Source organism: Proteus vulgaris, from assembly GCF_011045815.1.
In the GTDB taxonomy this organism is placed as follows: domain Bacteria; phylum Pseudomonadota; class Gammaproteobacteria; order Enterobacterales; family Enterobacteriaceae; genus Proteus; species Proteus vulgaris_B.
On the sequence record NZ_CP047344.1, the window covers coordinates 1,898,628 to 1,916,732 of the forward strand.

The following is an 18,105-nucleotide window of genomic DNA, read 5'->3' on the forward strand; positions in this document are numbered from 1 at the left end:
CTAATGTCTTGGTGGCAAAAATTAAAACTAGATCCTTTTCTCATGATAATGATTTGTGTGGTGACACTAGCAACACTATTACCCGCACAAGGAGATATTAAAGTCCTGTTTCAATATCTAACAACAGGCGCCATTGCGCTGCTTTTCTTCTTGCATGGTGCAAAGCTTTCTAGAGAGGCAATACTGGCAGGGCTTGGGCATTGGCGATTACATTTAACTGTCTTTGCTAGCACTTTTATTCTTTTCCCTATTTTGGGGCTAGGGTTACAAGTGATTGTGCCAGAATGGATGTCACCGACAGTCTATATGGGTTTTTTATACCTTTGTGCTCTTCCTGCAACCGTTCAATCAGCCATTGCTTTTACTTCTGTGGCAGGGGGAAATGTAGCCGCAGCTATTTGTAGTGCATCAGCATCGAGTATTTTAGGCGTTTTTCTTTCACCTGTGCTGGTGGGTTTTTTAATGCAAACGCAAGGTTCAGCAGATGATTTTGATACTGCTGGAGCAATCCAGTCGATTTTACTGCAATTAATGGTGCCTTTTATTATTGGCCACTTATCTCGCCCTTTAATTGGTCGTTGGGTTGATAATCATAAAAAATTAGTCAATAGAACGGATCGCTCGTCTATTTTGCTGGTGGTCTATGTGGCATTTAGTGAAGCTGTGGTTGAAGGAATTTGGCATAAAATCGACGGTTGGTCACTATTAACGATTGCGATAGTGAGCTGTATCCTGCTAGCAATTGTCATTTTTGTGAATGTATACAGTGCAAGGTTGCTTGGTTTTAATAAAGCGGATGAAGTCACCATTGTTTTTTGCGGATCCAAAAAGAGTTTAGCAAATGGTGTACCAATGGCGAACGTGCTATTTCCTGCGGCTACGGTGGGGGTAATGTTATTGCCATTAATGATATTCCATCAGATCCAATTAATGGTTTGTGCTGTATTAGCACAGCGTTACGCTAATCGAAATAAAGAAGCTGAAAATAAGTGATTAAATTTTAGTTTTAAAGGAATTCTTACAAAAGCATCGATTTAATAAATAATCGGTGCTTTTTTGTTATTGTGGTTTTTCTTGATTATTTTCTTCAGACAAGGAGGTCCGCTTTGATTTAAAAGGAAGGGGTAAACCAAGAACAGTATAAATTAAAAAGACGAATCCCATATTTAAATAATCTTCTTTATTATTTTTTACAATAACATTTGGCTCACATTCACTAGGCTCTAACTGTGCATTAATATTATATTTTCCCTGATACAGCTCACTGAGTATTGTCTTTGCTTTCTCAAAATCTTTATAATTAACTAATAATTTTACACCACCAATTGCTTGAGCATAGACTTGGTTATTCCAAACAATATTCTCATCTAAAAGAATAGCATCAATACCTTCAGATTGGAGAAGTCCTGCTTCAATTGATGCATCAAGCGGTGATAAGTATTGAGTTAATAATTTATAATGACCTCTTGTTGGGTGAATGTTCCACATAGTTCTTCCTTAATGATAAATAACCCCTTGTGAAAATTAATTTTAGTCTAAGAGGCATTAATAATCCCATCTATTTTTAATGAATATAAAAAAGCCATCTGATTAACAGATGGCTTTGATGGAAAAATCATTAAATATTAACGTGAGCTTACTTTTTTAATTAATGCGTCACGTTCAGTTTGGCTAATAAACGCCATTTTTAAACCATTAATTTGAGTTTGACGAATTTGCTCTGGTGTTAATCCCGCCGCAGGTGCTGCAACGTTATATTCGTGTTTTAATTCAATGCCTTCAACCGCAGGATCATCTGTATTAAGCGATGCAATAATACCATGCTCTAAGAAGGTTTTTAGAGGATGTTCTGCTAATGAATTGATAGTGCTGGTTTGAATATTTGAGGTTAAGCAAGACTCAATACCAATTTGATGCTCTGCAAGGTAATCCATTAAACGAGGATCTTCAATAGCCTTAACACCATGACCGATACGACTTGCGCCTAATTCTTTAATTGCGTGCCAGATGCTTTCAGCACCCGCAGCTTCACCAGCATGAACTGTAATATTCCAGCTTGTGTCACGAGCTCGATTAAAATGAGGTTGGAATAAGTGACCCGGAAAACCTAATTCGTCACCCGCTAAATCAAGTGCGGTAATTCTATCCTGATGTTTCAATAATCCATTTAATTCTTGTTGGCAAGCATCTTCACCAAAAGTACGGCTTAAAATACCGATTAAACGAATATCTACATCGTGGGATTGCAGTGCACTTTGTACACCATCAACAATGGCTTCCACGACACCTTCAACAGGTAACTGGTGTTTCATTGCCATGTAATAAGGCGAGAATCGCAGCTCGGCGTAATCAATCCCCGCATTAACCACATCCACTACGTTTTCATAAGCAACACGATGACACGCATCTAAGTCTGCTAAAACCGCCACTCCCCAATCTAATTTTTGTAAGAAGCTCACAAGACTTGGCTCATTCTTTGTAATTTGTACATGAGGACGCAAAGCTTCTAATTCATAAGCGGGGAGCGCAATATTGTGTTTTTTTGCTAAATCTAAAATAGTTTGTGGGCGGATATTACCATCTAAATGACGATGTAAATCGGTTAAAGGCAACTGTGTGTCAATCACGTGTTATTTTCCTTTTTAATAGAAATAATGAAAATCTATCGTTTATAGTGATTTTCTTATAATCGGGTAAATATAAATGAGTTGCAGATTATTATGACTGATTTTTATTTCATTCACTAATAAATAAACTTAAATTGGCTATTTTTAAAACTAAAAATGCAGTTTTCTCTCGATTTTAAGTTAAAAAATAAGAAGTGTAAAATAGAGGTGTTTATTTATTAGCTACAATATTCAATGTAATTGACGTGTATTATCAAGATAACTGATACATTAAAATTTAAGCCTAACACAGAGTTATCATAATAATTGAAATATTCTATCAATTATCATGATAGATTTGAAAGTAGAGATTAAGCAAGAAATAGCTTACATCTTGATTTTCTTATCACTTTATCCAATAAATTACTCATTTTATGATTTCTAATACTTCTGAGTAAACGTTAGTAAGATCTTTTTATAAATATAAAAAATTATTTGTGCTTATATTTTATTTCTTGGAATAAAAAACAATATATCTCTTTTATTAAATAAGGAATAAAGGAGAGGGAGTTAACTGCATAATATATTACTGTTTGATGGGAATGTTTAACAGCAAATAATTATTTTTAATTAAATCCTAATGATTGAAAAATTAAGGCGTATAAATATGAATAAGAGTTCAAATTTAAATCTTGGAAAAAAGATAATACAATACAACACCAACTAATTTCTAAAATACTACCTCCTTCATTGGCAAATAACCTGACTTATGGATCGCAAGTCGTTAGATTTGAGTAAAGATATTGATATTGCGATACAAACGGCACTGGAAAATTGCCCATCAAAACTTCGGGTAACTTTTTTAGGTATTGAAGGCACATGGGATGATACTAAATTTGATCAATCAGCTAGTGACTATTTAAAAGCATTAGGTGTACCCGAAAGTCGTTTACAGGCAAGAAAACCTTTTAAAGAAGCTGATGGTCGTGATCATGCGGGTAATAAAGAAGATTTATGCCGCGCAGTGATTGATTTAAGTAAATATTTTGATTGGCGTGATGGTGCTCGTCGCGCAGTTTTTGTTTTGGGTGATGAGAGTATGGAAGGTGGCGGAGGTGTATTGACCAACGCAGCCAAGATAAAAAATGATGAAGCGATTGCTATTGCCCAACAAGAAAAAGTCAAAGTATATACCTACCAAGGAACGCCAGACGATAGTGCAACGAACCTCGATCGCTTTCCAAGTGTGGCTGATAGAGACCGTGTAACAAAAGAGTATGTACGTTTAGCAGAGCAAACAGGAGGGCGCTCTTATATTTACACTACAGGCATTGCGAATTTCTCCTTGGTATTACAAGAGATCCTCTGTGATAGTTTAACGCTACCACACATTCCTAAACCGAATGATAAAAAATCTAACTGTAGCCACGTTTGTGAACAATTAACTTCTATTATTTTAACAGTAAATACACTTGCAGGAATAATTAATAAAACCATTGATTCTTGCTGTAAAGATGAATGGGGCAATCACCACCTCCCGGCTAAAGATTGTGATTGTTAATTAAGATACGAAGAAAAAAACACCGCATTGTGTTTTTACAATGCGGTGTTTCTATTTATCTTATCTGTTTGTAATAGAAGCTTAATTATTGAGCTTGTGCTGGTTGCTGCTCAGGAATTAAGATTTCTTGTTCTTCGATAATCGCTGGATCTTCAGTCATCTCTTCTTGATAACCTTCTTCTGAATAATCAGAATCATCGTAATCGTAAGATGATGCACCCATGCCGAACAACATAGCAGCCAAACCTAACATTTGAGGAGCTTGAGTTACTTCCATAAACTCATCAAAAGTATAAGTTTTACCATTCATGGTAAATTTATCAGCAGCATAGTTCAGTTTCAGGCTTAATGCTTTACCGTCTTGTGCAAGTAGCATTAGTGGTAATGCATCTTTCTCATCTTGAGAAATTTGATTGATATTTTGTTGTAATTCAGTTTTTAACTGTTCAATATCAGCCGCTGTTGCTGTTTCGATTTCTTTTTTCTCTTCATCGGTTAATGCTGTTTCTTGGTAACGAGCCGCATCAAGGTATTGAGTGGTGTTACGGAACTCAGCTAACATTGGAAGAGATAAATCAATATTGAAATCGATGTTTTTAAACAGATAGTTAAATAACTCTGCTGGTGATTTCTCTTGGCTTTCTAATACTTTAACGTTAAATGCATTTAAGTCTAAGTTAAAGTTTAGTTTACTTGCACCATTTTTATTGGTTAAAGACGCTTCATCGATACGGAAAACTAAGCCTTTCTCCAGTACATCACGAACAGCTTTTTCTACTATTTCTGAATTATCGTAATGGTATTTATTCCAAGGTAATAACGAGTTGTTATAAACTTTGGTTAACAGCAACATTGCATCAGTATCAGCTTTATCAATGGAATAGCCGAATTTACCTGCACCAAATTCGAGACCCGCAACATTCAGTGACTTAAAGTAATAAGTTTGAGAAATGTTAAAGAGCTTATCTTTGATATCACTTTTGGTTGTCAGAGAAAAATCTTTCAGTGAGAAATCAGATGCTTTGTCTTTGCTCGTATGCGCGATTTCAGCAAAGCTTAATAACTGCTCATTAAATAAGTATTGATCGTTATTAACTTTTGTTCCTGAAACAGAACCCGCGATATTTTTAATTGTGAAAGTTTCTTCACCTTCTTTAGTCACAATTACTTGGTCACCTTTAACTGAGGTGGCAAAATTATTTGCGTCTTTGTCTGATGAGAACTCAATAGTTAAAGGTGTTGTTTTAACAGAGTCACCATTTTCGGTGAAATCAATAGGGTTTAGCGTTGCTTCACCTGATACTGCGCCATCAAAAGCTAAAGATGTATGAATGCCAAAAATAGATTTCTCTTTAGTCAGTTTGAATAGCTCTTTAGTTGTATCATTGTTGACCAACGTATTATTCACTGCTGCTAATTTTGGTGCTAAATTAAATTTAGCCAAATCAGAAAGAGGGAATGGACCGTGATCAATATCAGTAGTGAAGATAACTTCTTCTACTTTTTTATCTTGGTCTGCATCACTAGCATTTTTTGAAATCACGACAGCAAAGTCTGCATTAGAGGTGAAAACCCCTTTCTTATAGTCACGAATTTCAAGTTTAACATCAGCACCAAATTGTGCATTTTTAGCCAATTGTGCTAATTGGACATTAGCTAGTTTCGTTTCTTCCTGTAAGCGACTTTCAATTTTGCTGCCCATGTACCACGAAGCACCAGTCCAAACAACACCCAGTGCGACGATAACACCAACAGCGACAAGCGATTTCTTCATAATTCTAGTCCATCCTCTGTGTACATCTGGCGATGTACGTTATAAAGGCTGTTTTGTAACCCTTAAACAACCCGATAAATTGGTGATAAATTTTGCTAAATTTAAATATAGATAATCCACATATTTACATCGCCATCTATATTAACTGTAAATATAGATTTAGTGGAATAAAATCGCAATCAGAACTTACTTAGTTACTCGCTAACATAATGAGTTTAAAGCAAAATGGATATGATTTATAAGATAAATAAAATAACCGTATAAAACGGCTTTTTTTACTCATTTTTAGATTGAGACAATATTTAATTGTGATGTAATTCTATTTATGATGAATCAGAAAGGCTCATAATATGTATGGATATAAATATGAAAGCTTAAATAATAACGTTGGAAATATAATAAGGCTACCAACCGTATTTTTCCAAAAAAATCAACAGATTTCATTCTGTTATAAATTTCATAAGCTCGCTTTAGCTCTCATATTTATTATTCTGTTTATGGCATGATACTGATATCCGAGTTATTTACTAAAAAGTGATTCGGAATTAATCAATTATTCTGTGTACTTAAGGAGATTGAAATGGCAGCCACTCGCATTGAAAAAGACTCAATGGGACAAATCGAAGTACCCGCTGACCAGTTATGGGGAGCTCAAACGCAGCGTTCTCTTGAACACTTCCGTATTTCAGTTGAAAAAATGCCTGTTGCACTTATCCATGCGCTTGCTATCACAAAGAAAGCAGCCGCAGGTGTTAACATGGATTTAGGTTTATTACCAAAAGAGCGCGCTGATGCAATTATCGCAGCCGCAGATGAAGTGCTTGCAGGTAAACACCCAACTGAATTCCCATTAGCAATCTGGCAGACTGGTTCTGGCACTCAATCAAACATGAATATGAATGAAGTGTTAGCTAACCGTGGTAGTGAGATACTTGGTGGTATTCGTGGCATGGAGCGCAAAATCCATCCGAATGATGATGTTAATAAAAGTCAGAGTTCAAATGATGTGTTCCCAACTGCCATGCATGTCGCTGCTGTTATTGCATTACGTCAGGATTTATTGCCAGAATTAAAATCACTGCTGAAAGTATTCAAAGAGAAAGCAGAAGCTTTCCATGACATCGTTAAAATTGGTCGTACTCACCTGCAAGATGCGACACCACTGACATTAGGCCAAGAGATATCTGGTTGGGCTGCTATGCTTGAGCACAACATCAAACATATCGATGATTCTGTTCCTCATATTTGCGAATTAGCACTGGGTGGTACAGCTGTTGGAACAGGTTTAAATACGCACCCCGAATATGCTGTTCGTGTGGCTAAACGTATCGCTGAATTATCAGGTCAACCATTTGTAACGGCACCTAATAAATTTGAAGCGTTAGCAACTTGTGATGCATTAGTTCATTCACATGGTGCATTAAAAGGTTTGGCTTCTTCATTAATGAAGATTGCTAATGACGTGCGTTGGTTAGCATCTGGCCCTCGTTGTGGTATTGGCGAAATTGCTATTCCAGAAAATGAGCCAGGTAGTTCAATCATGCCAGGTAAAGTTAACCCAACACAGTGTGAAGCATTAACAATGTTATGTGCTCAAGTAATGGGTAATGACGTTGCTATTAATATTGGTGGTGCGTCAGGTAACTTTGAATTAAACGTTTATCGTCCAATGATCATTGATAATTTCTTACAATCGGTCCGTTTACTGGCTGATGGTATGCGTAGCTTCAATGAGCACTGTGCAATTGGTATTGAACCAAACCGTGAACGTATCAATAAACTACTGCATGAATCATTAATGCTAGTGACTGCATTAAATACGCATATTGGCTACGATAAAGCAGCTGAAATTGCGAAGAAAGCGCATAAAGAAGGCTTAACGCTGAAAGAGTCTGCGCTGAAACTGAACTACCTTACATCGGAAGAATTCGATAGTTGGGTTCGTCCAGAAGATATGGTTGGTAGCATGAAAAAATAAGTGTATTTAACAATTATTTAATGCAGAAATTAAATCCCGCTATGATGGCGGGATTTTTAGATCGTTTTGGGACAACAATAATGAATGAAGAAATTATTTTTACTGCAACCGAAGTAAATTGTTACGTTGAAGATGATGTCACTATTATTGGAATAGGGGATGACGCGGTTTCACCTGAGCACTTTGTTATTCTTTCAAGATTTGATGAGGAAGACGAAGATATTGATAATTCAATCGGTTTAATGACACATTTATCTGATATAGAAGCCATTAATAGCCTTGAATGTATTACATTAACACGAGAAAAAATTATTTTCGTGTTAAAAAATAATTCCGTGATCTCCATTGATTTGAAAATCGAAGATAATCAATTTGCTCACATTAATGATTATCTTATACAAATTCTTAAAGGAAGTTCAATTAAGCTCATTAATTAACTTTTTAATTGGTTATACTTCAAGATATAAATGCATTCTTGGAATAATCAGTTGTAATTTCTTAGCTTTAGGGCGATGGCGAATTTGAATGTTATCAGCATCATAATCAGGGAGTTCGCCAATAATCGGTTTAAAATCGATCTCTTTATCAATATAGAAAGCCAACAAAGGTAATGGACAAGCATATTGTACTTGTTTTTGAAGCTCAGAATACCAAACACGAGCAATAGGTTGTACTTTTACGGGGCGCTTTATTTTTAATTTTGCATTTTCAGGTAATTGGGAAAGGGTGATTATCTCCTTATCAATACGTTCTGCCCATTGTTCACTGGTATATGGTGGAACTGCACGATTAGCTTCACGACTTTTCTCTAATTGAGCCAGTACATCATTGCGCGTTAAATTTTTAATAATATTTTTATTTGCCCAACCAAAACGTACAGTATCAGGATCAGACAACAAGGTGAGGGTGCGATAAGCATTTAGCGTAATTAGGCCTTTTAACTGATTATGAACAAAATCAAAACGCTCTTCTTTAGAAATCCCTGATTCTTTAGTCACGATATCAGAAAGCAGTTTTTTTAATGAGTTAATATGCTCAACGTCTTCTTTTACTGACTTAAACTCAATATTGCTGGCACTAAAGCAGAGTACACCTGGTAAACGAATAGCACGCTTACTGCTGATATGTGGTGCATTATCATAAATAAACAGGTTTGCCATTAGTTTTAAGGTAAGTTCAAGAGCTTCATCATCATAACTAGGTGACACCGTCACGTGCATAACATCATCATGTTCTTCTTCTTTAGTTACATCAGGTAATTCAAATACAGCAGAAGGTAATAATGCTAGTTTTCGTAGCTTTTCTGTCAGATCATTTATCTCGAGTTCTAACTGCTTAAAACAGAGATTAAATTGTTCTATTAAATCATATTTATTCATCTCAACATCCTTATTTAGTTACAACATACAATTAGCCTTTATTTAAAACAATACATCACCTTCAGTGGAAAGTACATCGTTTAGCAGGGGAGAAATGACAAAAATGCGCTATGCTGTGTTTATATACAGTATGACGCAAAAAGAGCATTTTTTATAATGTTTTTCTTAGAAAGAGAGTTTATGAGTGTTTAGTATGCTGAAATTGTCTTTATTTTGTTCTTTCATTGTGTTTGGTACATCATATTGTTGTGCTATAGCATCACATTCTGGCTTTTGATGATGGGCAACTTTCAGTAAATGCATTCACCATAGAAGCAAAGAAGACCATTGATACGATAAGGGAGCTTTTAATTAGAGTCATATTTATTCATCCTTTTCAAAATAGGTACGTTAATATATTAAGAAAAGAGTGAAAAACTGACAATTTTAAAGATAATGATGCTTCTTTTGCATTTTATAACAACAGATTTTGTTTATTGAGCAACTTTATTAAGATGAAGTGCAATTAGTAAGGCCGCTAACATTAAAATCGCAATAAATAACCCAACGCCTAGCCAACCAAAACTTACCCAGAATAAACCACCGACTGTACCTGCAAGGCTTGATCCAGCATAGTAGGTAAAGAGATAAAGTGAAGATGCCTGAGCACGTCCTCGTTTTGCACGGCGACCAATCCAACTACTTGCTACCGCATGAGCTGCGAAAAAACCCGTTGTTAAGATAAGCATACCGACGAAAATAACAGGCAACGATTCAATTAAGGTAATCAATATACCTATTAACATCATCGAGATACCTGCAATAAATACTTTACCTAAACCATATTTAGTGGTTAGTAATCCTGCTTTAGATGCACTATAAGTGCCGCTTAAATACACAATTGAAATCAAGCCTACAGTTGTTTGGCTTAATGAATAGGGAGCGTCTAATAAACGATAGCCAATGTAGTTAAATAAAGTGACAAATCCGCCCATTAATAAACCACCTTCAATAAATAACAGGGGTAATCCTTTATCTCTAAAATGCAGTTTTGTGGTAATAAGAAGGTTGCGTGGTTTTAATGCAGTTGGTCTAAAGTGTTTTGAAGCTGGTAATATCTTCCAGAAAGTAATTGCCGCAAAAAGGGCAAAAATGCCGAGAATAACGACAGATAAACGCCAAGAGTAATAATCACTTAATACCCCAGTAATAACACGGCCACTCATACCACCAATAGAGTTACCGCTAATATATAAGCCCATTGATAGCGCTAAGTAGGCAGGGTGGATCTCTTCACTTAAATAAGTCATCGCCACTGCAGCAACACCACTTAACGAAAGCCCCACTAAGGCACGAGTAATTAAGATGCCTGTCCAACTATTCATTGTTGCACTCAATAATGTAAAAAATGCGGCGCAAAATAATGCAATAACCATGACATTTTTACGTCCAAAAGCGTCTGAAAGTGGACCAGTGATTAATAAACCACATGCCATTAATGCGGTTGAAAGTGAAAGCGCTAGACTGCTGGTTGCGGGACTGACAGAAAATTCGTTAGATAACACTGGCAATATGGGCTGCACAAAATAGAGTAAGGCAAATGTCGCTAAACCCACCATAAAAAATGACACTGTCACTTTTATATACAGTGCATCATCACGTTGAATATAGTGTTTAGGGTTAGATTGGCGATGAGCTGGCTTTTCTATACACGATGTATCGTCTGAAATATCAGTGCCTAAGCTCATACTTTTACTGTCTATTTCGTGAGTATCCATATTGATTAAACTTCCATTACTTAAATTTGATTTATGTCAATGTTAGAAATATTTGATTTTTTTGTCTAATATATTAATTATTAGAAATAAGACTTTTAAAATATCAATACTAAAGTGAGAGAAATATGAATATTGAATTGAGGCATTTACGTTATTTTATTGCTGTAGCGGAAGAGCTTCATTTTGGTAAAGCAGCAGAAAGATTGAATATTTCTCAACCACCGCTGAGCCAACAAATACAAGCACTTGAAAGTGAAATAGGCGCCAGGCTTTTAGAACGAACTAATCGTTCTGTTGCACTAACACCAGCAGGGCAAATGTTTTTAAAAGAGTCTTATCAAATTATGGCGCAGGTCAACGCAGCTGCAACACGTGCAGCTAGAATGGAAAAAGGTGAGTTAGGTGAAATATCTATAGGTTTTACATCAACGACACCTTTTATGCACTTAGTAACGTTGAGTTTAAGGCAATTTAGAGAAAATTATCCTGAAGTCGGTATTCATATGCATCAGATGAATACAAAGCAACAAATTTCACCATTGCTTACAGGGCGTATTGATCTGGGTATTATGCGAAACACCACATTACCCGAAAATTTGCACCACCAGCTATTGTTTCGAGAGCCTTTCATTTTAGCTGTTTATGAAGGGCACCCATTACTTGCTTACAAAGAAACAGGCGTTAATATTCAAGATATTGGGCAGTATCCTTTTGTTTTCTTTGAACGAGATGTAGGTACAGCTCTTTATGATGAAATTATTCAATTACTGAGTTTGTCAGGAATTACGCCAACTATTGCACAAGAAGCCGGCGAAGCCATGACGATTTTAGGGTTAGTTGCTGCAGGATTAGGTATCTCAATTGTGACTAAATCTTTTACTCGAATGAAAGTTGATGGTGTGCATTATTTACACTTCGCTAATTCACAGGCATTTTCTGAAGTTTGGTTGGTTTCACATAAAAAACGGACAATACCCGCAGCGGCGAATCGATTAACGCAATTGTTGTTAAAAAATATTTTAGAACACCAAAAATCTTGATTTATCTGTGTTTTTGATCACGCTTTTTATGTAAGTATTGTACAATTATCACAAATTGACGACATAATCGGTAATGAATTATTTGGAGCCTCGAATTAATTATGGCTTCTTAATTAAGGATGACATTCAATGGGGAACCAACCTAGCCACATCGATCACGTGAAACAGTTTAATCTTGGCACAGTCTTTCGTTTGATTGATGAACATGGCCCCATTTCTCGTATTTCACTGTCAAAAAAAGCAGAACTTGCTCCTGCAAGTATTACCAAAATTACGCGAGAATTAGTTGAGGCACATCTTATTCATGAAACAGAGTTTCCGGATGTGGGATTTCGTGGCCGACCGGCAGTAGGATTAAAATTAGAAAGCCAAGGGTGGCAATTTCTCTGTATCCGAGTCAATAAAGGTAATTTACTTTTTAGTTTAAGAGAGCTAGACAGTAAACTTGTTACTGAAGACACATTTGATTTTCCTAAAGAGAACAGTGATAACTTTCTTACTCACTTTTTACTTGCTATTGATAAATTTTTCGAACGCTATCAATCACATGTTGAAAGATTGACCGCCATTAGTATTACAATGAATGCGATTATTGATCCCATTAGTGGGGTTATTCATAGTTCCCCTTATTACGATATTAAAGATGTTCCTCTTGCCGATAAGATCCATGAAAAAACAGGGGTTTCTGTTTTCTTACAGCATAGTGTCACTGCATGGACAATGGCCGAATCTTTATATGGTGCGGCAAAAAATAATTCAGATGTTTTGCAAATTGTCATTGACGACATTGTAGGTGCTGGCGTAATTAGTAACGGGAGGACATTACATTCTCACAGTCACAGTGCAGTTGAAATTGGGCATACTAAAGTTATCGACTCTGAAAATAGTTGTTATTGTGGGGCTAAGGGATGTTTAGAAACCGAAATTGCTATTCCTCAATTAATTAAAAAAGCGCAATTATTAGCGCAAGAGGATCCTACCTCGTTGCTAAACAAATATCCTATTACCATTGAAACATTGTGTGATGCAATATTAGTTGGAGATAAACAAGCTCTTGAAGTCGTGCATTTAGTTGCACAGCGATTAAGTTTTATTCTTTCCGTGATGATTAATATCTTTAATCCACAAAAAATATTAATTGGTTCGCCTCTTTGTCGAGCTAAATCCATTCTTTTTCCATTGATTTTAAATCATGTTCAAAATCAGGCCATGCCTCGTTACGTACAATCATTAATTATTGAAGAAACAGAATTAAGAAATAAAGGTACTTTACCCGCAGCCTCATTAGTTAAAGAAGCTTTATACAACGGTTCTTTGTTAATAGAGTTGATGCAAGGCTAAATGAAGTGCAAAAAATCGTAACAGAAGTGTTTTTCAAGCGTAAATACCTCAATTGATCATTAACGAATTCTCTATTTTCGAGCAATTAACTAAAAAATTGAGCTATCTCAAGCCATCAGAAACAGTGTTACCCTAAACTCTAATCTCTGTCATTTTTTATGAACCTGATTTATCTGTCATAACGGAAGTAAATTATATGTTAACACGCTTTTTTGTTACGGGGACAGATACCAACGTGGGTAAAACTGTTGTGACCCGAGCACTTCTTCAGTCATTAAATCGTGGCGGGTCAACGGCAGTGGGTTATAAGCCTATTGCAACAGAATTACATGAAACAGCTGATGGTGAGCGTAATCGTGATGCAATGATTATTCATAATTCATCGCCAGTTGAAGTTCGCTACGACGAAATTAATCCTATTTTACTTGATAATTGTTATGTTAGCGAAAATGAAATTGATTTTAATAAGATTTCAAATGAGCTCGATAATTTAAGTAAAAAAGCAGAGTGTGTTGTTATCGAAGGTAATGGCGGTTGGCGTTATCTACTCGATGATAATACCTTTTATTCTGATTGGGTGGTAAAAGAACAAATTCCAGTCGTTTTGGTTGTTGGTATTCAACCAGGCTGTGTTAATCACTCAATATTAACAGCACAATCTATTATCAACGATGGTTTGAAATTAGTCGGTTGGGTTGCTAACAGAATAAATCCAGGATTACCTTATTATGCGAAAATTGTGGAAAGGCTGTCTCAGCATATTCCTGCACCGCTGATTGGTGAAATCCCGTATTTATTACGTCCTGAAGAACGTGATCTCTCTTGTTACCTTGATTTAAGTCAGTTGGAAATCGCTGTACCTGCTTAAGAGAGAATATAAATAAGTAACGAAGTGGATTGAGTTGCCTGTTTTTTAACGGAACCAAACTTGTTACTTTTAAACGCCTGATGAGTAAATCCATTGGGTGTTTTTGTTTTTTCTAAACTTTGCTTAAAACTGGAATAATGATGAAAAAATGACAAAGTTAAAGCAAATATGGAACAACAAACTGAATAAAATAATTTTAAATTAGCAAGATATTCATTTATATTGAGTGATAAAGAAAAGGGCGCAATTATTAGCGCCCTTTTTTAAGTTAGCGGTAAATTAATGGCGAGTATAGATGATCTTCTTAGTGTCATTCTCGCAAGTGCCTACCACTTTACCCTCTGTTTGTGCAACTTGGTCGTTCTCAACGACAGTTAAAGTAAAGTTAGCAGCGGGCACACCGTTATTAACGATTTTTTGTTGAATAGATTCAACGACTTCATCACAACCTGCATTTGCTGCTAAAGGGGCAAATGCTACGAGGGTTGCCATTACTGCAAAGATATATTTCTTCATATTACATTTTCCTTGTTTTACAACGCAAAACATCACTGTTTTACACGATTTTCTTATGGATTAACAGGGCGCCCAGTATTACTGTCTAAACAACGGCGGGTTTCAGGCTCCCAATAAGCGTAGACGTTTGCACTTTTCAGACAAGCATCTCGCTCATCAATGGCTTTATCTACTTTATTAAATTCAATTTTTTCTCGCTGATTGACTTGGGTACGAAGTTCACGCTTTTGATCCCAGTCTTCTTTCAGTTGTCGAGCTTGTTCTTTATCTAAGACATTGTCATAGCCATTACCATTAATGGTTACATTGGTAGAGGCGGCAATAGAAGAAAAAGAAGACACAGATAAACCAAGAAATAAGGAGAACAATAAGGTTCTTGCTGTTGATTTCTTAGTTAGTGTATTGATCATAGTTGCTATCCTCTAAAGTTATGTCGCTATTACTGTCAATGACTATTATATCTTAATAATTATAGTTGATGCCTTAATAAAAAATGAGTTTTCAGTGTGTTTAGTTTTGACGATGAACACTTAATCCGGCAAATGATTGGCTAACAGGCATCATTTCTAAGGTATTAATATTAACATGAGCAGGTAGCGTTGCTGTCCAATATACGGCTTCCGCAACATCTTCAGGAGTTAATGCATTTGCATTTGCATACGTTTGTTCAACTTTATCACTATCACCTTTAAAGCGAACTAATGAGAACTCCGTACCACCAACAAGGCCAGGTTCAATATCGGTCACGCGGACTTTTTTACCTTGGAGATCGGCACGTAATCCTAAACTAAATTGCTTAACAAACGCTTTAGTGGCGCCATAAACATTACCGCCCATATAAGGCCAAGAAGCTGCTGTTGAGCTGATGTTAATAACATGGCCTTTATTTCTTTCTACCATAAAAGGAAGAATAGCACGGGTGACATGAACCAGGCCTTTATTATTTGTTTCGATCATCGTATCCCAATCATCGAGACTAGCTTTATCGGCGGTATTTAAACCCAACGCTAAACCAGCGTTATTCACTAACACATCGATTTCACGCCATTTCTCAGGCAATTGAGTGTAAACCTCACTGACAGCTTTTTTATCTGTCACATCTAACTGTAATGGATAAAATTGCTCACCTAGCTCTTTATGCAAGTTATTCAGTTTATCTAAACGACGAGCAGTACCAATAACTTTGTGTCCATGGCTGATAAAATGACGAGCAATAGCTTCACCAAAGCCAGCAGAGGCACCCGTGATAAAAATAATCATTTAATTACCCTCGATAGTTATAATAATTGAAAGTAAAAGGCTATCACTAAAAAGAGTCAAGTTTAAAAGTAAGGATTGTGATAAATCAGCCTAAAACAAGGTTCTTTTATGATGTGAAAGATTTTTATCTTTAATAGTAACCTGTATTTTTGTTTTTAACTGACAGGACATGAGGTAATTATTTAGTCGATTTTTTATTAAAAATAAAGGAGGCAAAGCGCATGCTTTGTATCACGGAAAAACAAATAAACTAAGTAAAAACATAGTGATAATAATAATGATACTGCCAATGACGGCAATTACCAATGTGGGTGATAAAAGAAAACAGAAGTAACACAAAATAAGGGTCACTACGATATAAATCAAATCGCTAAACGACTTATATAGAACGACGACAGTTTTTTTCAATTGAGAGAGGAACGATTTATTCATATCACACAAAAATAAATGCTGATTATCTTAATGTTACAAGTTACTAGACTGAGCCGAAAAATATAAACCCAGTCTAGCAGAATAGGGAATTAACGGTTATTTTTTACCAACTTGATGACCAATAACGCCACCTAAGACGCCGCCACCAATAGTACCCAATGCGCTACCATCAGTTAAAATCGCACCACCGATAGCACCAGCACCGGCTCCAATTGCTGTATTACGGTCGCGTTTTGTCATGCTAGAACAACCCGCAAGAGAAAAAAGCAGAACAGAAGCGACACATAGTGTTCCAATCTTTTTTAACGTGATATTCATTTTTATAAACTCCAAAATAAAGGACAATATAAAGATATCGCTATCGTATTTATACTGGCATCAGAATATTCGGGAACATAAGGAGGGAAAAGTCTTAAAGTAGATCATTATTGATAACACATATTTTAAATGCATTTTATAAAAATAAATTTTATTATCTCTAATATTATTTGATGTTCAGAATAAAGCATCAATGTATTATGTCATTTACATGAGTTAACATAATAATATGATATTGATAAATAAAGTAAAAATACTCTCTTCACAGTTTGCATCGGGCTATTTTGGTGTTGTATTAGGGATGATTGGTACAGGAATGGCATGGCGCTATGCCGCTAAAGAGCATAATTATCCAGCTTATATTGGTGAAATGTTTATTGGTGTAGGTTGTTTGGTTTGGTTAACACTTACGCTATTTTTGCTTACTAAGTGGCTATTTCATCGACAAAGTATTCTTGAAGAAATTAAACATCCTGTTACAAGTGGATTTACTAGCTTATTTCCCGCAACGACAGTTTTAGTATCGATCGGATTAAGTCCATATTTATCCTTATTTTCTCTGGTGTTATTTAGTGTTGGAGCAATTGCTCAGCTTGGGTATTCTAGTTGGCTTGTTGGTTATCAATGGAAGGGTGAATATCCTAAAATGGCGACCACACCAGTCTTATATTTACCAACTGTCGCTAATAACTTTATCTGTGCCATGGCATGTGGTGCATTTGGTTTTAATGATTTGGGTATTTTATTTTTTGGGGCTGGCGTATTTTCGTGGCTAAGTTTAGAACCCGCTATTTTAAAAAGAATACGCAGTGAAGGATTAATGGATGAAAAATTACGGCTATCATTTGGTATTCAATTAGCACCCGCTTTGGTTGCCTGTAGTGCTTATTTGGCTATTAATGACAATCATATTGATTTCTTCGCAAAAATGTTATTAGGTTATGGGCTATTACAACTCTTATTTATGATGAGATTAATTCCATGGTTCGTAAAACAACCGTTTTCATTATCATTTTGGAGTTTCTCTTTCGGTGTTTCAGCATTAGCAAAAGCCTCATTAAATATGAGCATGACATCTAATAGCCATTTTATGCAGTTATTATCAATAGCTTTATTTGTTCTTGCTAATACTATTATTTTATTACTTATTTTTCATTCATTATTATGGATTTTTAAAGGATTAAAACAATTATACAATCCTTCTAAAGTGGTATAAATATCACATAAAAAAGATAAGAGCCTAAGTGAATATTTATAGATTAGAAAAGAGTGAGA

At 35.7% G+C, this 18,105-nt stretch carries 17 protein-coding genes; 8 read left to right on the forward strand and 9 right to left on the reverse strand.

Annotated elements, in window-relative coordinates; translation table 11 throughout:
* Positions 1–3: 3 nt before the first annotated feature.
* A complete protein-coding gene (locus tag GTH24_RS09085) occupies positions 4–993 on the forward strand; it encodes a bile acid:sodium symporter family protein (RefSeq protein ID WP_072068021.1) in 990 nt (329 codons plus the stop codon).
* Between the two features lie 66 nt (positions 994–1,059).
* On the opposite strand, the gene GTH24_RS09090 is transcribed toward GTH24_RS09085, so the two are convergent.
* On the reverse strand, positions 1,060–1,488 hold the full coding sequence (locus GTH24_RS09090; protein ID WP_115349700.1) for a putative signal transducing protein: 429 nt from the start codon (positions 1,486–1,488) through the stop codon (positions 1,060–1,062).
* A gap of 137 nt (positions 1,489–1,625) precedes the next feature.
* Positions 1,626–2,627 (reverse strand): adenosine deaminase, encoded by a 1,002-nt coding sequence (gene add, locus GTH24_RS09095; RefSeq protein WP_072068023.1) that lies wholly within the window; start codon positions 2,625–2,627, stop codon positions 1,626–1,628.
* A gap of 748 nt (positions 2,628–3,375) precedes the next feature.
* Here add and GTH24_RS09100 point away from each other — a divergent pair.
* A complete protein-coding gene (locus tag GTH24_RS09100; protein WP_241254066.1) occupies positions 3,376–4,167 on the forward strand; it encodes a VWA domain-containing protein in 792 nt (263 codons plus the stop codon).
* A gap of 85 nt (positions 4,168–4,252) precedes the next feature.
* On the opposite strand, the gene GTH24_RS09105 is transcribed toward GTH24_RS09100, so the two are convergent.
* A complete protein-coding gene (locus tag GTH24_RS09105) occupies positions 4,253–5,941 on the reverse strand; it encodes a YdgA family protein (protein ID WP_072068024.1) in 1,689 nt (562 codons plus the stop codon).
* A 580-nt stretch (positions 5,942–6,521) separates the two neighbouring features.
* On the opposite strand from GTH24_RS09105, the gene fumC reads away from it, so the two are divergent.
* Together fumC and GTH24_RS09115 are read left to right on the forward strand one after the other, a co-directional pair.
* Positions 6,522–7,919: a class II fumarate hydratase gene (fumC, locus tag GTH24_RS09110; RefSeq protein WP_072068025.1), complete on the forward strand. Its 1,398-nt coding sequence runs from the start codon at positions 6,522–6,524 to the stop codon at positions 7,917–7,919.
* Between the two features lie 80 nt (positions 7,920–7,999).
* Positions 8,000–8,356: a hypothetical protein gene (locus GTH24_RS09115; RefSeq protein WP_141650172.1), complete on the forward strand. Its 357-nt coding sequence runs from the start codon at positions 8,000–8,002 to the stop codon at positions 8,354–8,356.
* Positions 8,357–8,368: 12 nt separating this feature from the next.
* On the opposite strand, the gene tus is transcribed toward GTH24_RS09115, so the two are convergent.
* Both tus and GTH24_RS09125 read right to left on the reverse strand, forming a co-directional pair.
* On the reverse strand, positions 8,369–9,298 hold the full coding sequence (gene tus / locus GTH24_RS09120) for a DNA replication terminus site-binding protein (RefSeq protein ID WP_164526293.1): 930 nt from the start codon (positions 9,296–9,298) through the stop codon (positions 8,369–8,371).
* Positions 9,299–9,771: 473 nt separating this feature from the next.
* A complete protein-coding gene (locus GTH24_RS09125; protein ID WP_072068029.1) occupies positions 9,772–11,055 on the reverse strand; it encodes an MFS transporter in 1,284 nt (427 codons plus the stop codon).
* Between the two features lie 125 nt (positions 11,056–11,180).
* Here GTH24_RS09125 and GTH24_RS09130 point away from each other — a divergent pair, with 125 nt between their 5' ends.
* From GTH24_RS09130 to bioD, 3 genes are all read left to right on the forward strand, one after another.
* Positions 11,181–12,095: a LysR family transcriptional regulator gene (locus GTH24_RS09130; RefSeq protein WP_087802471.1), complete on the forward strand. Its 915-nt coding sequence runs from the start codon at positions 11,181–11,183 to the stop codon at positions 12,093–12,095.
* Between the two features lie 129 nt (positions 12,096–12,224).
* Positions 12,225–13,436 (forward strand): sugar metabolism global transcriptional regulator Mlc, encoded by a 1,212-nt coding sequence (mlc, locus tag GTH24_RS09135; protein WP_072068030.1) that lies wholly within the window; start codon positions 12,225–12,227, stop codon positions 13,434–13,436.
* Positions 13,437–13,632: 196 nt separating this feature from the next.
* Complete coding sequence (gene bioD / locus GTH24_RS09140; protein WP_072068031.1) at positions 13,633–14,304, forward strand: dethiobiotin synthase; 672 nt, start codon at positions 13,633–13,635, stop codon at positions 14,302–14,304.
* A gap of 279 nt (positions 14,305–14,583) precedes the next feature.
* Here the strand turns inward: bioD and GTH24_RS09145 are convergent, their stop codons facing one another.
* From GTH24_RS09145 to osmB, 4 genes are all read right to left on the reverse strand, one after another.
* Entirely contained in the window at positions 14,584–14,820 is a 237-nt protein-coding gene (locus GTH24_RS09145) for a DUF1161 domain-containing protein (RefSeq protein ID WP_072068032.1), read from the reverse strand.
* 53 nt (positions 14,821–14,873) lie between these two features.
* Positions 14,874–15,230: a DUF1283 family protein gene (locus GTH24_RS09150; protein ID WP_164526294.1), complete on the reverse strand. Its 357-nt coding sequence runs from the start codon at positions 15,228–15,230 to the stop codon at positions 14,874–14,876.
* 100 nt (positions 15,231–15,330) lie between these two features.
* Entirely contained in the window at positions 15,331–16,080 is a 750-nt protein-coding gene (gene ydfG, locus GTH24_RS09155) for a bifunctional NADP-dependent 3-hydroxy acid dehydrogenase/3-hydroxypropionate dehydrogenase YdfG (RefSeq protein WP_072068034.1), read from the reverse strand.
* 528 nt (positions 16,081–16,608) lie between these two features.
* Positions 16,609–16,830 (reverse strand): osmotically-inducible lipoprotein OsmB, encoded by a 222-nt coding sequence (osmB, locus tag GTH24_RS09160; RefSeq protein WP_006536908.1) that lies wholly within the window; start codon positions 16,828–16,830, stop codon positions 16,609–16,611.
* 229 nt (positions 16,831–17,059) lie between these two features.
* On the opposite strand from osmB, the gene tehA reads away from it, so the two are divergent.
* Complete coding sequence (gene tehA, locus GTH24_RS09165) at positions 17,060–18,046, forward strand: dicarboxylate transporter/tellurite-resistance protein TehA (RefSeq protein ID WP_164526295.1); 987 nt, start codon at positions 17,060–17,062, stop codon at positions 18,044–18,046.
* Positions 18,047–18,105: the final 59 nt, after the last annotated feature.

Coding starts and splice junctions, on each gene's coding strand:
- GTH24_RS09115 (WP_141650172.1), top strand. CDS start 8,000: ATGAATGAAGAAATTATTTTTACTGCAACCGAAGTAAATTGTTACGTT.
- mlc (WP_072068030.1), top strand. CDS start 12,225: ATGGGGAACCAACCTAGCCACATCGATCACGTGAAACAGTTTAATCTT.
- GTH24_RS09090 (WP_115349700.1), bottom strand. CDS start 1,488: ATGTGGAACATTCACCCAACAAGAGGTCATTATAAATTATTAACTCAA.
- ydfG (WP_072068034.1), bottom strand. CDS start 16,080: ATGATTATTTTTATCACGGGTGCCTCTGCTGGCTTTGGTGAAGCTATT.
- fumC (WP_072068025.1), top strand. CDS start 6,522: ATGGCAGCCACTCGCATTGAAAAAGACTCAATGGGACAAATCGAAGTA.
- GTH24_RS09105 (WP_072068024.1), bottom strand. CDS start 5,941: ATGAAGAAATCGCTTGTCGCTGTTGGTGTTATCGTCGCACTGGGTGTT.
- GTH24_RS09130 (WP_087802471.1), top strand. CDS start 11,181: ATGAATATTGAATTGAGGCATTTACGTTATTTTATTGCTGTAGCGGAA.
- osmB (WP_006536908.1), bottom strand. CDS start 16,830: ATGAATATCACGTTAAAAAAGATTGGAACACTATGTGTCGCTTCTGTT.
- GTH24_RS09125 (WP_072068029.1), bottom strand. CDS start 11,055: ATGGATACTCACGAAATAGACAGTAAAAGTATGAGCTTAGGCACTGAT.
- GTH24_RS09145 (WP_072068032.1), bottom strand. CDS start 14,820: ATGAAGAAATATATCTTTGCAGTAATGGCAACCCTCGTAGCATTTGCC.
- GTH24_RS09100 (WP_241254066.1), top strand. CDS start 3,376: ATGGATCGCAAGTCGTTAGATTTGAGTAAAGATATTGATATTGCGATA.
- tehA (WP_164526295.1), top strand. CDS start 17,060: ATGATATTGATAAATAAAGTAAAAATACTCTCTTCACAGTTTGCATCG.
- bioD (WP_072068031.1), top strand. CDS start 13,633: ATGTTAACACGCTTTTTTGTTACGGGGACAGATACCAACGTGGGTAAA.
- GTH24_RS09085 (WP_072068021.1), top strand. CDS start 4: ATGTCTTGGTGGCAAAAATTAAAACTAGATCCTTTTCTCATGATAATG.
- GTH24_RS09150 (WP_164526294.1), bottom strand. CDS start 15,230: ATGATCAATACACTAACTAAGAAATCAACAGCAAGAACCTTATTGTTC.
- tus (WP_164526293.1), bottom strand. CDS start 9,298: ATGAATAAATATGATTTAATAGAACAATTTAATCTCTGTTTTAAGCAG.